This is a genomic window from Pseudomonas sp. NY11955, assembly GCF_048068035.1.
In the GTDB taxonomy this organism is placed as follows: Bacteria; Pseudomonadota; Gammaproteobacteria; order Pseudomonadales; family Pseudomonadaceae; genus Aquipseudomonas.
On record NZ_JBLUPS010000003.1, the window covers coordinates 353445 to 367857 of the forward strand.

Here is a 14413-nt window from a genome sequence, read left to right on the forward strand (position 1 = left end):
CCCCTCCCGGCAAAATCCCTCTCACGAAACCCTGCGGTTTCCATCTCTCCACGGACGGAGCCCCTTGTGGTATTGCACGCGCAATACGAGGCCCAGGCCCGCTCGGCTGGGCTTTCTTTTTAATCAGAAAAACCAAAGATCCCGAATACCCAATGTCTGCCTCGCGATCCGAAAGCCGTCTGCAGCGCCTGTTGCCGGCGCCCCTGAATATCCCGCCCAAAGAATGGTTGCGTGCCGGTATCGGCGCATTGCTTGGCCTGCTCCTCGCCGGCTGGCTTACCAGCATGGCCTATGGCCCCGGTATCGCCCTGCATCTGCTCGGCCCCCTGGCGGCCTCGGCGGTGCTGGTGTTTGCCGTGCATTCCGGCCCGCTGGCTCAACCCTGGCCGGTGTTGGGTAGCTACGCCCTGGCTGGCGCAACAGGCTTGGCCATGCGCGAAGGCTTCGGCCCAGAGCTGTGGGTCGCCGCCGCAGCGCTGGGTGTCTCGCTTTTGGTCATGTGCCTGCTGCGTTGCCTGCACCCACCAGGAGGCGGGGTGGCAGTGAGTGCGGTGCTGGCTGACTCGGGGCTGACCGCCATGGGCGATCACCTGCTGGAGCCGGTGCTGCTCAATGCGCTGATCCTGGTGGCCGTGGCAGTCGTCTACAACCGCCTGACTGGCGTGCGCTATCCCAAAGGCGCGGTGCCGCGCAAAGACCTGCACCACACCCATGACCCACTGCCCGGTGAGCGGGTGGGCATCCGCAGTGAAGACCTGGACCAGGCGCTGGAAGAGTTGGGTGAGTTCGTCGACGTCACCCGTGACGAACTGGAGCGCATCATCCTCGCCACCGAGCAGCACGCGCTGCAGCGCAGCCTGGGCGGTATCACTGCGGCGTCGGTGATGTCCCGCGATGTGCAGTTCGCCACGCCTGATACCACGCTGGACCAGGCCTGGAAAATGCTCACCAGCCATCACTTGAAAACCTTGCCGGTACTGCAGCAAGGCAAGTTGGTGGGCATCGTCAGCCTCAGCGACCTGGTCGGCCCGGCCATGCAGCGTGGCCGCTTCAGCTGGCGCGGTCTGTTCGGCCGCAAGGCGGTGCGCATGGAGCAAGTGATGAGTCGGCGGGTAGTCAGCGTCGGCAGCCAGCACCCGCTGGAGCGGTTGCTGCCATTGTTGTGCGAACAAGGCCTGCACTGCCTGCCGGTGCTCGATGGCGACCAACTGGTGGGCGTGGTCACCCAGACCGACCTGATCGCCGGCCTCAAGCGCCAGCTGCTCAGCAAGGCCGAGGCTTCAGATAACCGGGTCCCAGCGTTGTGACCAGTCGCTGGCGCCGGCAGCCACCAGCCGGCGCAGGATGGCGAAGGCCTGTTGCAGGGCCTGGCTGTCGCGTTTGCGCGGGTACACCAGGAAGGTCGGGTAAGTGAACTCCGGCGCCTGCGGCACCCGCTCGAACACCCCGCTGTCCAGGTAGGCTTGCACCACCCGTGTGCGGAAGTAGCCGCTGCCACCTTGATCAAGAATGAACTGCAGGGCCAATGGGCCGAGATTGAAGCTCAGTGCCGGGCGCGCGCAGTCGGGCAGGGCGGCATCGTGCTGGCGGCGGAAGGCCTCGCCCCAGTCGATGTAGATGTACGGTTCAGGCTGGTCGACCCGGCGCACGCGGATCAGCTTTTCTTCCATCAGCTGCTCCACCTGCAGGCCTGGGCCGTAGGCCGGCTGGTAGACAAGGGCGGCGTCCAGCAGGCCCATCTCGACCTTGCGCAACAGCGACTCACCGTCGCTGACCTCGCTGCGGATGGCATGGCTGGGCAGCTCACGGTGCAGGGCGCTGACCCAGTCGAGCATCATCGGGTTGCCCAGGCTTACCTCACCGCCCACATGCAGCACTTGCTGGCAGCCTTCAGGCAGCGGCAGGTCGCGGCGCGCCGCTTCCCAGGTCTGTACCAGCTGGTTGGCATAAATGACGAACGCTTCGCCATCGCGGGTCACGCTGGCGCCGTTGCGGCTGCGTACGAACAGCTGGCAACCCAGCTGCTGCTCCAGGCGCTGTACCCGGGCGGTGATCGCGGTCTGTGACACGAACAGGCGTTCGGCCGCGGCGACCAGGCTGCCGCAACGCACGATTTCCAGGAAGGTTCGGGCCTGATCGATGTCCATGCGCTGCTCGGTGGCTGAAGGGGTGGCCTATTCTAAAGGCTTCGCACCGTTATGGGGCGTTTTTGCCTTGTCTGCAAATTTGCAGGTCGGTTGTGACTTTAGTCCCATGGCGGTGTGGGTGCAGCGGTCCATACTCAAGTTTCGCCCTTCAATAACAACAAGTACCGGGTTTCTTTCGATATGAGCTACCAGCACAGCTACGCCCATTCCATTTCCGACCCTGCCGCTTTCTGGGCGGAACAGGCCGCGCACCTGGCCTGGCACCGCAAGCCTGCCCTGACCCTGCAAGACAATGCCGACGGTACCCACCGCTGGTTTGCCGACGGCCGCCTGAACAGCAGCTACCTGGCCCTCGATCACCAGATCGAGCAGGGCCGTGGCGAGCAACTGGCGCTGATCTACGATTCGCCGGTGACAGGCGTACAGCAGGTTTACACCTACAACCAGTTGCGCGACGAGGTGGCGCGCCTGGCCGGCTTGTTGCGCCAGTTAGGGGTGAACAAGGGCGACGGCGTGATCATCTATATGCCGATGGTGCCGCAGGCGGCCATGGCCATGCTGGCTTGCGCGCGGATTGGCGCGGTGCATTCGGTAGTATTCGGTGGCTTTGCCGCCAACGAGTTGGCCCTGCGCATCGACGATGCTCGGCCCAGTTTGTTGCTGACGGCCTCCTGCGGCCTGGAGTTCGATCGCGTGATCGCGTACAAGCCGCTGGTCGACCGCGCCCTGCAACTGGCCCGGCACCAACCGCGCAATGTGCTGGTGCTGCAACGGCCGCAGGTGCAGGCTGAGTTGCAACCAGGCCGCGACCTGGACTGGCAGGTGGCCTTGGCCGGTGCCACGCCGGTGGCCCCGGTCGAGCTGGATGCCGGCGACCCGCTGTACATCATGTATACCTCGGGTACCACCGGCAAACCCAAAGGGATCGTGCGGGAAAACGGCGGCAATGCCGTGGCGCTGTGCTATGCCATGCGCCATATCTATGGCATGCAGGCCGGCGATGTGTGGTGGGGTATTTCCGACGTGGGCTGGGTGGTCGGCCATTCGCTGATCGTCTACGGGCCGTTGATGAGCGGCTGTACCACTGTGTTCTACGAAGGCAAGCCGATCCGTACCCCGGATGCATCGGCCTATTGGCGGGTGGTGGAGCAGTATCGGGTCAACGCGTTGTTCTGTGCGCCTACGGCCATGCGCGCCATCCGCAAGGAAGACCCGGAAGGCGAATTGATCCGCAAACATGACCTCAGCTCGCTGCGCCAATTGTTCCTGGCGGGGGAAAAGCTCGATTCCAGCACCCACGAATGGCTGGAACGGGTCAGTGGCAAACCGGTGCACGACCACTGGTGGCAAACCGAGACCGGCTGGCCGGTCACTGCGCCGTGTGTCGGGCTGGCGGGCAGCGCGGCGAGGCCGGGGTCGAGCAACCGGGCAGTGCCCGGCTACAACGTGCGCGTGCTGGATGACGACGGCCACTTGCTCGGGCCCAACCATCAGGGTTCGATCGTGATCGCCCTGCCATTGCCACCCGGTTGCAGCCAGACGCTGTGGGGCGACCACGAGCGCTACCTGCAAGCGTACCTGCGCACCTACCCAGGGTATTACCACACGGGTGACGGCGGCTACCTGGACGATGACGGTTTTGTCTACATCATGGGGCGCACCGACGACGTGATCAATGTGTCCGGGCACCGCTTGTCTACCGGCGAAATGGAAGACCTGGTGGCGCGGCACTCGGCAGTGGCCGAGTGCGCGGTGATCGGCGTGCATGACGAGATCAAGGGGCAGGTACCCTTGGCGCTGGTGGTGCTCAAGGATGGCGAGGGCATTGCCGAGGCGCAGTTGCTGGTGGAGCTGGTGGGCAGCGTGCGTGAAGAAATCGGTCCGCTGGCCTGTTTCAACCGAGTACGGCTGGTGAAGCGGCTGCCCAAGACCCGCTCGGGGAAAATTTTGCGCGCGGTGCTGCGCAAGATCGCCGACGGGCAGGACTATGTACCGCCTTCGACCCTGGATGACCCGGCGGTGCTTGGCGAGATCGAGGCGGTGCTGGCGGATTTGCCCAGGGCCGGTTGATGCTTTGACCTAAGCCTTCTGGTTGGCGCCGTCACTGTAGGAGCAGCCTTGTGCTGCGAAGAGGCCCGTAGGGCTAAAGATCCTCTTCGGCTGCAATGGCCTCTTCGCAGCACAAGGCTGCTCCTACAAATTCCACGCAGGCCTTGATGGCTTGTGCTGTACCGATGCAGTTTCAAGGGGCTATCTGATGCAGTTGCCCCAAACGGCTGCGGGTACGCATCAGGTCGGCCAGCGGCCCGCCCAAGCTTTCTTCCAGTGGCCGTTTGCCAATCACCGTCACCTGCCGGTCCTGGTCATACAACACGTCCACCAGGTTGACGAAGCGCTGCTGAGCCGCCAGCGAACACTCCGCCAGGTCATCCAGCCCCTCGATGATCCATTCATCGTACTGCGCGGCCAGCACCAGGTAGTCAATGACCGCCGTGGCTTTCTCGCACAAATCGTCAAAGCCCAACAGCAGCCGCCGGCCATCGATGGCCAGCGCTCGCAGCGGGCGCTTGTTCACTTCCAGTATCACCGGCTGTACGTTCGGCACCTTCAGCGCCTGGCGCTGCGCCGCGTTCCCCGGCCACACATAGTGGCCCTGGGTAAAGCGCTGGTGCTCGCGGTTGGCCGGCAAGCTGCGAAAGTCGGTGTCGCCGCCCACTTCCAGCACGTGCATCGAGCTGTTGATCAGGCGAATCACCGGCAGGAAGCGCTCGTGGTACAGCGGGTTGGGCAACAACCCTTCTGGCGCGTAGTTGGACGTCACCAGCAAGAACACGCCGCGTGCGAACAGGGCGTTGAACAGGCGCGTAAGCAGCATGGCATCGCCGATGTCATGCACGTGGAACTCGTCGAAGCACAACACCTGACAGCCACCCACCAGCTCGTCGAGGGTTGCGCCCAGTGCATCGTCCAGCGCCCGGTGGCGGTGCATGCCTTGGTGAAGGCGGGCAAAGAAATCATGAAAATGCAGGCGGCGCTTGGCCTCCACCGGCAGCGCCTGGAAGAAGCCGTCCAGCAGCCAACTCTTGCCGCGCCCCACCGACCCGTACAGGTACAGGCTGCGTGGCTGCCCTTGTTCGAGCTGTGCCAGCTGTTCGGCCATGCAGTGGATCACCCGTCGCTGGCCGTCACTTAGCTGATAACCCCGGCTTCGGGCTTTGTCCTCGAACCAGGTCAGCAGTTCGCTCTGGTTGGCGGCGGCGCCTCGCAGGCGCTGACCAAGCTGGCGCAGTGGGGCAGGGATCCAGGCAGACAAAAGCAACGCTCCTTGGGCGATGGCGGGGCAGCATGCAGCTTGCCCGAGGGCGGCCATTTTGACCAATCCAGAAAGTGACCGGCAATGATCGCTTCATGCGATAGGTCTGGTGTGTTGAAGCGCAGCGGGGGATAGCGACGAAAGGCTGCTGCGCCAACGTCGAAATGACTAACCCGCTGTTTTTTAGTAATTTTTTTTAATCAGGGGGTTCACAGACCGAAAGTTTGTTGTTAAAGTGCCGCGCATTCCAAGACAACAACCCAGTTGTCACTCAGTTGGAATTGTCAGAGCAGCGAATGCTGCATCCGATACAGGGGCGTCGCCAAGCGGTAAGGCAGCAGGTTTTGATCCTGCCATGCGTTGGTTCGAATCCAGCCGCCCCTGCCATTTTCCAGTTTCAACGCATATGACTCGGTGCTTAAGCAGATAAGCGCTGGGTTTTGTCGTTTCTGTGGTTTTTTCGGCCCTGGCGCTGGCTTGCCGGCGATAGGGGCAGAGCAGGTTACCCTGCTTTCCCCAGTATCTCGTTCAGCACCCTGGCCAGTTCATCGGCCTGCACCGGCTTCTGGATCACCAGGCTGCCCGGCAACTCCAACCCCTGCAGCTCGGCATACCCGGTAAGGAATACCACCGGCAAGCAGGGGTAGCGCTCGCGCGCCGCCAGCGCCAATTGCGCACCGTTGAACTCGGGCATGGCGAAATCGGTCAGCAGCAGGTCGATCTCGTCATCCAGTAATGCCAAAGCCTGCTCGCCGCTGTGCGCCTGGCGCACCTGGTAGCCGTATTGGCGCAGCACATCGCCTAGCATGTCGCGCACCAGGTGGTCATCGTCCACCAGCAGCACCGTGCGGTTGCGGCCGCTTTCGCTGATCGACTGGCTGAGCACCGCCGCGACGGGATCGTTCGCCACTTCATCCTTCACCGCCGGCAGGTACACCGCCACCTCGGTGCCGCGCCCCGGTGTGGTGTCGATGCGCACACCACCCCCGGACTGCTTGGCAAAGCCGAACACCTGGGCCAGGCCCAGGCCCGAACCTTTGCCGATGTCCTTGGTGGTAAAGAAGGGCTCGAACACCTTGGCCAGTACGTCTTCGCTCATGCCGCAACCGGTATCGCGAATGCTCAGCATCACGTATTCACCCGGGTCCGGGTCTTCGGGACGTTGCGGGCGCGTGCCGATACGGGTGTTGCGGGTGGTCAGGGTCAGCTGTCCGCCTTCGGGCATGGCATCGCGGGCATTGATCGCCAGGTTGAGGATGATCATCTCGGTCTGGGTGGGGTCGGTCATGGCCTGCCACAGCGCCTGGTCCAGGTCCAGGCGCACCGAGACGTTGCCACCCAGGGTGCGGCGCAACAGCTCTTCCAGGCCGGTCAAGGTGCGGTTGAGGTTCAGTGCTACCGGCTCCAGGCGCTGGCGACGGGAGAACGCCAGCAGTTGCGAAGTCAGCTTGGCGCCGCGCTCGCCCGCTTCGCGGATATGCGTAAGGCGCGTGCGGGCCTTGTCCAGGTCGGCCTTGGCCAGATCGCGCTCAAGGAAGCTGGCGCCCGTGAGAATCACCGTCAGCAGGTTGTTGAAGTCGTGCGCCACGCCAGCGGTCAGTTGGCCGACCGCTTCCAGCCGCTGCATCTGCTGCAAGGCGGCTTCGATGCGCTCGCGTTCATTGATCTGCTCGCGCAGGCGGTCGTTGGCTTGCGCCAGGCCCAGGGCGGATTCGCGCTCGCTGGTGATGTCGCGTGCCACCACGTACAGCAGGGTGTCTTCCGGCACCACCACCCACGACAGCCAGCGCTGCTGGCCGCCGGCATGCAGGATGCGGCCGACAAAGCGTGCGCTGGTGCGGCCATGGGCAAGGGCGGCCAGTTCGGTGAGCAGCAACTCCTGGTCGGGCTCGGGCAGCAGGTGCAGCAAGGACGACTGGCTCAGGCGCTCGCGGGAGAAGCCCAGGCTGGCCTCCCAGGCGGGGTTCAGCGCGACCGGGGTCAGGTCCTTGTTCAGTACGGCCAGCAGGTCTTGCGAAAGCTCCCAGGCGCGATCGCGTTCGCGCGTGCGCCGCTCGACCCGTTCGCCGAGCATCTCGTTCAGCTGGCGCAGCGCTTGGGTGGCCAGGCGTTGCGTGTGGATATCCTGCAGCACACCGGAAAAGCGCACACATTGATCGTCGACGAACTGGCTCTGGCCACTGCTGAGCAGCCAGCGTGGTTCCAGGCCATTGGGCTGCGCGATCCGGAACTCCACCCGGTAATGGCCGCCGCTCTCCGGGCGCATGGCATGCTCCACCGCTTCACGCACCACTGGCAGGTCGTCGGGGTGGATGCCTGCGTAGAACACCTCAAGGCTCATTTCGGTGCTGGTGGGCAGGCCGAACAAGGTCTTGCATCGGTCATCCCATATCAACAGGCCTTCTTGCGGGCGCAGGTCCCAGGTGCCCATGCCGGCAGCGTCGATGGCGATGCGCGCACGCGCCTCGACGTCGGCCAAGGCCTCTTCGGCGCGGCGCCGGCGTTGGCGCTCCTGCACCTCGGTCAGCGCCCGGCGCACGGCCTTGGGCAGCAGTGGCAGGTTCTTTTTCAGCACATAGTCGGTGGCGCCCAGGCGGATCATTTCCACCGCGTGCTCTTCGCCGTAAATGCCAGACAGGAAGATGAACGGGATATCCGGTGCCAGGCGCTGGGCGATGGCCAGCACCTCGGTGCCCGACGAGCCTGGCAGCACGCAGTCGCACAGGATCAGGTCATAGTGGGCTTCACGCAGGGCATGTTCGACGCCCGCATGGTCGAACACCAACTGCGACTGCACATGCAGCCCGCTGCGTTCCAGGCGCATCAGTGTCAGCTCGGCGTCCATCGAGCTGTCTTCGACCATCAGGAGTTTCAACGGCGTTTGCTGCATCGTTGCGGCGGCCTCAGTTGCTACCGCGACGGTTCAGCCGCAGTGAGCCGGGTGGCGGTTCGTTGAGCACTGCCCAGAATACCCCGAGGTCGGAGATGGCGGCGACGAATTCCTTGAACTCCACGGGCTTGACCACATACGCGTTCACGCCCAGTTCGTAGGCACGCAGCAGGTCGGGCTCTTCGCGCGAGGAGGTCAGCATCACCGTGGGGATACTGCGCAGTTCGGCTGTGGTGCGCACGGCCTTGAGCACTTCCAGGCCGTCGACCTTGGGCAGTTTCAGGTCCAGTAGCAGCACCGCAGGGTTGCCGTCATCGCGTTCGGCATAGGCATTGCGGCGCAGCAAGTAGTCGAGCGCATCGGCGCCGTCGCGCAGCACGATGACCTCGTTGGCCAACTGACTGCGTTCCAGGGCCAGCAGGGTCAGTTCCAGGTCCCGGGGGTTGTCTTCGACCAGCAGGATGGGCTTGAGCATGATGGTAGCGGTGCCTCAGGTTGCAGTGTTTCGGGGGAGGGTGAAGTGGAAGCTGGCGCCCTGGTCGACCTGGCCGGTGGCCCACACCCGGCCGTCATGGCGCTCGATGATGCGGCGTACGCTTGCCAGGCCGATCCCGGTGCCCTCGAAGTCCTCCATGCGGTGCAGGCGCTGGAATACGCCGAACAGCTTGTTGGCGTAGGCCATGTCGAAACCCACGCCATTGTCGCGGATGCAGACCTCGGTTTCGCCAGGGTGCTGCACGGCACTGACTTCGATCCGTGCCGGGGTGCGGCCGCGGGTGTACTTGATGGCATTGGCTATCAGGTTGTGCAGCGCCATGTTGATGAAGGCCGGATCGCCGATCACCTTAGGCAGCGGGGCGATGTCCCAAACGATTGCGCGGCCTTCGTAATCAGGGGCCAGTTCACTGCGAATGGCTTCGACCAGCGCATTGAGGTCGACGTCGGACAGGCGCAAGGCCGAGCGGCCCATCTGCGAGAAGTTGAGCAGGTTGTCGACCAGGCTGCCAGCAAAGTGCGCCGCTTCACCGATATGCTGCAAAAAGCGCTTGCCGCGCTCGCTCAAACCTTGGCCTTCGATTTCGCCGAGCAGCTCGGTGTAGCCAGCGATGTGCCGCAGGGGCGCACGCAGGTCGTGGGAAACACTGTAGGAAAACGCCTCGAGTTCCTTGTTGGAGCGGCGCAACTCGCCAGCCAGTTGCGCCAGCTCTTCGGCCTTGCGCAGGACAATGCCCAGCACAGCGCTGCGCAGCTCCATCACGCCCTCGATCACTAACGGGTCCCAGGGCTCGCAGTAGCCGCGCAGCTCCTCCTGCCAGCGTTCGAAACTGTGCCGCGGGTCGAGGTTGCCCTGCGGCCCGACCTGTTTGCTCGGCTGACCGGCCCAATTTACCGTGCGCACCTGTTCGGGCCGGAACCACAGCAGGTAATGCGAATGGATCTGCGAGATGGCCACTGCCAGCACACCACCGGCATGGGCTGCCAGCTCGGGCAGGTCAATGACGTCGCGGCGCAGGTTGTCAGTGTGGAACACGCTGTCTTCGCCGCGTTGGCCAAGCCAGTGCACCAGTGCGGTCACCTGCGCTTCGGGCGGGGTCTGGCCGATCAGGTCGCAGCGTTCGGCCGAGATCACCGCCGCACCTTGGGCGCCGGCAAAGGCCAGCAGTACGTGGGGCAGGTCGCGCAGGCCGTCGCTGACGCTGTCATGGTCAGCCATGGACGAGATCATGCGCACGATATGTTGACGCAGCGCCAGTAACTTGCGCGTGCTGGCATGGGACTCGCGGGATTCGATCTGTAGCGACAGCACGCTGGCCAGCAGCTCGCAGGCCGTGCGGGTGCGCAGGTCCACCGCGCGTGGCTGATGGTGGTGGCACGACACCAGCCCCCACAGCTCGCCGTCGACCACGATCGACAGCGACATCGAGGCCAGCGTGCCCATGTTGCGCATGTACTGCAGGTGCACCGGCGACACGCTGCGCAGCGAGGCGAAACTCATGTCCAGCGCCTTGCCGGTGTGCGGGTTGGTTGACGGCAGCAGGGGCGAGGGTTGGTAGTTGGCATCTTCGATCACGCGGATGCGGTTGACCCGGTACAGCTCGCGCGCCTGGCGCGGGATGTCCGCGGCCGGGAAGCACAGGCCCAGATAGCTGGGGTAGCCAGGGTCGGCCACCTCGGCCAGCACCTGGCCGTTGCCTTCGGCATCGAAACGGTAGGCCTTGACCCGGCCAAAACCGGTGATGCGCTTGAGCTGCTGCACCGTTTGCTGCAGCAGGTCTTCAAGGCTTGCGGCCAGCTGCAGGCCGCCGACGAAGCTGCGCACCAGTGGGTAATAGTCACCTTGCCCAGCCAGCTCTGGTGGCAGGCGTGGGGGTTCGAACTCGGCGATCAGCACGTCGTCGTGACAGTGGGCCAGCAAGTGCAGCGGGGCGCTGTAGGGCGCACCTTGGCGCAAGCGCACATCGCCGATGTGAAAGGGGAAGATTTCATCCTCTGGCAGCCGTGTGAGGTGCGCCTGCAGGTCGAAACCGTCGCTGACCAGGTTGGCAAAGTGGCAACCGATCAGTTCCCGGGCTGGCAAGCCCAGCCAGTGCTCGACATTCTCACTGGCCTGCAGCACGCACAGGTCGGTGGCATCCAGCACCAGCAGAAAGCCGTGAGGCTGGATGCTGCCTGGCACCTGGATTGGTTCCTGGGCACAGCGCTCCACCGCATCTGCCAGCGTGTTGTCTGCAGTCATGATTGAAAACGCTCCTGTCATGTCCGTCCATGTGCGGCACAGGTGCCTGGTGCAGGGTGAGGTTGTTTCACCCTAACAGAATCCAGGCACATTTACCGGCCCCTGGCCATTGGAGGCATCGGGTGGCTCAAGGGTTCTGCACCGTTCAGGCTTTTTTTGATGTAGCGGTATCGCTTTATCGCTAATACAAAAAAATGGCTTGATGCCACCACGGTTGCGCTGCCTCGCTGCTACGCTCAAGTCACGACGTTTCGACAAGGATAACAAGGTGACGGAGCGCTATGTGGCCGCGCTGTTGGGCCTGTTGTTCAGCGGCAGTACCGTGGCAGCGGATTTCCTCGTGGAGGTGCGGGTGCTGGTGCAGCGTGGCTGCATGCTGGTCAACCAGACACGCGACGCGGGGGCACAGGCCCTGGGGCGTATCGACCTAGGGGCGACGGCGCGCCTGGATGGCCCTGGCGCACCCTTGAGCGGCGTACTGCTTAGCCAGCGCCCACCGCGCCTGGAGTGCAACCCGGACACCCCCTATCAGGTGCGCGTCGACGGCGGCCAGCATGGCGGCGTCGGCGAGCTGCGCTTCCTGGCCAGCAGCGACCGCTCGGCCCGGCCCATTCCTTACCGCTTGTACCGCGACGCTGCCTGGCGCGAGCCTTTGGCGGTGGGGGTGGCCCAGTCGGCGCGGGTGCCGGACAGTGGCTCGGTCGAGCTGCCACTGTACGCACGTATCGACAAACTGGCCTGGGTACCGAATGCAGGGCTGTATGCCGACCTGCTCAAAGTCACCGTCACCTGGTAGGGACGCCACCATGCACAAGGACGCCATGCCATGAACCGCACCTCGATCCTGTTGCTCACCCTTGGCCCGCTGCTGGTACCCGGCGGTGCGGCACATGGCAGCAGCAGCGGTTTCATCCAGGCGCGGCTGGTGATCAGCGCGGCCTGCCAGATCAGCAGCAACGAGACGCAACCGGCCGTGCTGGGCAACCCGGGTGTACTGGACTTTGGCGAGCGCGGCCCGAACTGGGACCAGCCGCTGCGCAGCCGGGTTGACGAAGTGGGGGGCGAGGGCAGCTTGCAGATCACCTGCACGCCCGAAGTTCGGGCGTTCAACGTGCGCATCAATGGCGGCCTGAATGGTGACGACGGCATTCGCCGCCTGAGCAACGGCCGGGAACTGATCCCCTATCAACTGGCGGTCGACCCGGGCGGCAACAGCCGCTACGGCATCGGCCAGGCGCGCGCCTTCACCATTCGCAGCAGCCAGCAGGTGCCGATTCCCATCTACGGTGTGGTCGTGGCGCAGCCGCGCGCGCTGCCCGCCGGGCTTTACCGCGACACCCTCAGAGTGACCCTGGACTGGTAACCACGCAAGGAGACTCCGATGCGAACGAACCTTTCATGCTGCATGCTTGCAGGCCTTGGCCTGGCGCTGGCCACTCAGGCCCAGGCCGCCACGGTGACCGGGAGTATCACCTCGACGCTGACCCTGATTGCCGCGTGCCAGGTCAACGGCAGTTCGGGCACTTCGGGGCTGAACTTCGGCGCGCTGAACTTTGGCACTCAGGATGCCCTGTTCACCACTGCCAATGCCCAGGTGCTGGGTGGCGGGGGCGGTGCCATGAGCATCCTCTGCTCGTCGGGTACGGTGCCTGCCATCAAAGTGCGCGCCGGCCTGCATGACGGCCAGTCGAGCGGTGGTACGCGCGCGCTGGCCGATGGCTCGGGCAACTTCGTGCCGTATGACCTCTACACCGACGCCGGGCGTACGAACTTGCTGGCAATCGACGGCACCATCACCCTGCCGACCAGTACCGGCGCAGCCCAGACCGTCAACCTATACGGCAAGGCCGTGGGCAAGGCGGGCCTACCCGCCGGGGTCTACAGCGACACGATTTCGGTCGAGCTGTCGTTCTGAACCATGCGCGGCTGGCTGGCAGGTGGCCTGAGCGGAATCGGCATGCTGTTGGCCGCCCCGCTGGGGGCGGTGACCAGCAGTACCTTCACGGTGACGGCGCAGGTTGTCGCCGGCTGCCTGGTGGTGGGCGGTGTCACCAGCTACGGCACGCTCGATTATGGCTCGCAGTCGGCGCTGTCCACGGGGTTGCTCAGCACTTCGCTGGGTGGTGCGACCGTGACCTTCCAGTGCACGCCGGGCGTGGCCATGAGCATGAGCCTGGACGGCGGGCAGAACAGTGCCAGCGGCACACGCAACCTGAAACGCACAAGTGGCACGCAAGTGCTGGCCTACCAGTTGTACCGGGACGCGGCCTTTAGCCAAAGCCTGGGGATCGGCCAGAGCGTGGCCGTGAGCTATGCCGACCCGACGGCGATCAAGCTGCCGGTGTACGGGCGGGTCCAGCTGACCGGCACGCTGCCGGCAGGGACCTACACCGATGTGGTGCAAGTGACGGTGACCTGGTGAACGCCAGCGCCACCAACGACAAGTGTCTAAGGAGAGCTGCATGCGGGTAGGCGCGAAGTGGGCGCGAGGATTGATCGGATTGTGGTGGCTGGCGAGCCTGCCGGCCGGGGCGGCCACCTCGGTGTTGATCTGGCCGATCGACCCGGTGCTGGAGGCCGACCAGAAGGCCGGTGCCCTGTGGCTGGAAAACCGTGGCACTGCGCCGGCCAACTTGCAGGTACGGGTATTCGCCTGGCGCCAGGGTGATTACCAGGAGCAGTTCCAGGCGCAGCGCGAGATCATCGGCAGCCCACCGGTCGCCAACATTGCCCCTGGGCAGAAGCAACTGATCCGCCTGACCCGTACCGGCTCGTCACCCGCCGGCCAGGAGCAGGCCTACCGCATCATCATCGACGAGATCCCGCCCGCCATCCCGGTCGACAAGGCCGAGCCCGGCGCTACCGCGGCCATTCGTTTGCAGATGCGTTATTCGGTGCCGCTGTTCGTCTATGGCGAAGGGCTGTGGGGCAAGGCCGACCCTGACGGCAAGCGCAATGCCGAGGGCGTGGGCAAGCCGCAGCTCAGTTGGCGCCCGGTTACCGTGCAGGGCAAGCCTTACGTCGAACTGCGCAACACCGGCCCTGTGCATGCGCGGCTGACCGATGTGGTGGTGCAGCAAGGCAGCCAGAGCAAGCCACTGGCCGAAGGGCTGCTGGGCTATGTGCTGCCGGGCGCCAGCATGCGCTGGCCTGCGCCCGTGGCGCCCGGCAGTGGCAGCGTGCTGAAGGGCAGGATCAATGGCCAAGGCTCGGCGGACGCCATCCGCCAAGGCCAATGAGCCAACGACTGAATGCAGTGCAGGGGCCAGGGAGGACCCGGCAATGGTCGGAAACCGTGTGTGAAATGGCTATCGGCGACGACGCGC

Annotated in this window: 12 protein-coding genes and 1 tRNA gene; 8 read left to right on the plus strand and 5 right to left on the minus strand. The window is 64.6% G+C overall.

Annotated elements, in window-relative coordinates; all coding sequences use genetic code 11:
- Positions 1-152 precede the first annotated feature (152 nt).
- Complete coding sequence (locus tag ACNFBR_RS07560; protein WP_416734313.1) at positions 153-1307, plus strand: HPP family protein; 1155 nt, start codon at positions 153-155, stop codon at positions 1305-1307.
- Here the strand turns inward: ACNFBR_RS07560 and ACNFBR_RS07565 are convergent.
- A complete protein-coding gene (locus ACNFBR_RS07565) occupies positions 1281-2147 on the minus strand; it encodes a LysR family transcriptional regulator (RefSeq protein ID WP_416734314.1) in 867 nt (288 codons plus the stop codon). The two genes, ACNFBR_RS07560 and ACNFBR_RS07565, sit on opposite strands and share 27 nt — an antisense overlap.
- 180 nt (positions 2148-2327) lie before the next feature.
- Between ACNFBR_RS07565 and ACNFBR_RS07570 the strand changes: the two genes are divergently transcribed.
- Positions 2328-4217 carry a propionyl-CoA synthetase gene (locus ACNFBR_RS07570; RefSeq protein WP_416734315.1) on the plus strand — a complete coding sequence of 630 codons (1890 nt, stop codon included), beginning with the start codon at positions 2328-2330 and terminating at the stop codon, positions 4215-4217.
- 172 nt (positions 4218-4389) lie between these two features.
- Here ACNFBR_RS07570 and zapE read toward each other — a convergent pair whose 3' ends face one another.
- Positions 4390-5460 (minus strand): cell division protein ZapE, encoded by a 1071-nt coding sequence (zapE, locus tag ACNFBR_RS07575; protein ID WP_416734316.1) that lies wholly within the window; start codon positions 5458-5460, stop codon positions 4390-4392.
- Between the two features lie 312 nt (positions 5461-5772).
- On the opposite strand from zapE, the gene ACNFBR_RS07580 reads away from it, so the two are divergent.
- Positions 5773-5847, plus strand: a tRNA-Gln gene (locus tag ACNFBR_RS07580).
- Positions 5848-5962: 115 nt separating this feature from the next.
- On the opposite strand, the gene ACNFBR_RS07585 is transcribed toward ACNFBR_RS07580, so the two are convergent.
- From ACNFBR_RS07585 to ACNFBR_RS07595, 3 genes are read right to left on the minus strand one after another with little or no spacing between them, the layout of a single operon-like run.
- Positions 5963-8350: a response regulator gene (locus tag ACNFBR_RS07585; RefSeq protein ID WP_416734317.1), complete on the minus strand. Its 2388-nt coding sequence runs from the start codon at positions 8348-8350 to the stop codon at positions 5963-5965.
- A gap of 13 nt (positions 8351-8363) precedes the next feature.
- A complete protein-coding gene (locus ACNFBR_RS07590) occupies positions 8364-8825 on the minus strand; it encodes a response regulator (RefSeq protein ID WP_416734318.1) in 462 nt (153 codons plus the stop codon).
- A gap of 15 nt (positions 8826-8840) precedes the next feature.
- A complete protein-coding gene (locus ACNFBR_RS07595; RefSeq protein ID WP_416734319.1) occupies positions 8841-11087 on the minus strand; it encodes an ATP-binding protein in 2247 nt (748 codons plus the stop codon).
- 268 nt (positions 11088-11355) lie between these two features.
- Here ACNFBR_RS07595 and ACNFBR_RS07600 point away from each other — a divergent pair, with 268 nt between their 5' ends.
- The 5 genes from ACNFBR_RS07600 to ACNFBR_RS07620 are packed head-to-tail and all read left to right on the plus strand — an operon-like array spanning position 11356 to position 14326.
- Positions 11356-11883 carry a spore coat U domain-containing protein gene (locus tag ACNFBR_RS07600; RefSeq protein WP_416734320.1) on the plus strand — a complete coding sequence of 176 codons (528 nt, stop codon included), beginning with the start codon at positions 11356-11358 and terminating at the stop codon, positions 11881-11883.
- 30 nt (positions 11884-11913) lie between these two features.
- Positions 11914-12450, plus strand: a complete 537-nt coding sequence (locus tag ACNFBR_RS07605; RefSeq protein WP_416734321.1) for a spore coat U domain-containing protein — start codon at positions 11914-11916, stop codon at positions 12448-12450.
- Between the two features lie 18 nt (positions 12451-12468).
- Positions 12469-13002 (plus strand): spore coat U domain-containing protein, encoded by a 534-nt coding sequence (locus ACNFBR_RS07610; protein WP_416734322.1) that lies wholly within the window; start codon positions 12469-12471, stop codon positions 13000-13002.
- Between the two features lie 3 nt (positions 13003-13005).
- Positions 13006-13509, plus strand: a complete 504-nt coding sequence (locus ACNFBR_RS07615; RefSeq protein WP_416734323.1) for a spore coat U domain-containing protein — start codon at positions 13006-13008, stop codon at positions 13507-13509.
- Positions 13510-13549: 40 nt separating this feature from the next.
- Positions 13550-14326, plus strand: coding sequence for a molecular chaperone (locus tag ACNFBR_RS07620; RefSeq protein WP_416734324.1), 777 nt, complete (start codon positions 13550-13552; stop codon positions 14324-14326).
- The last annotated feature ends 87 nt before the right edge of the window (positions 14327-14413 follow it).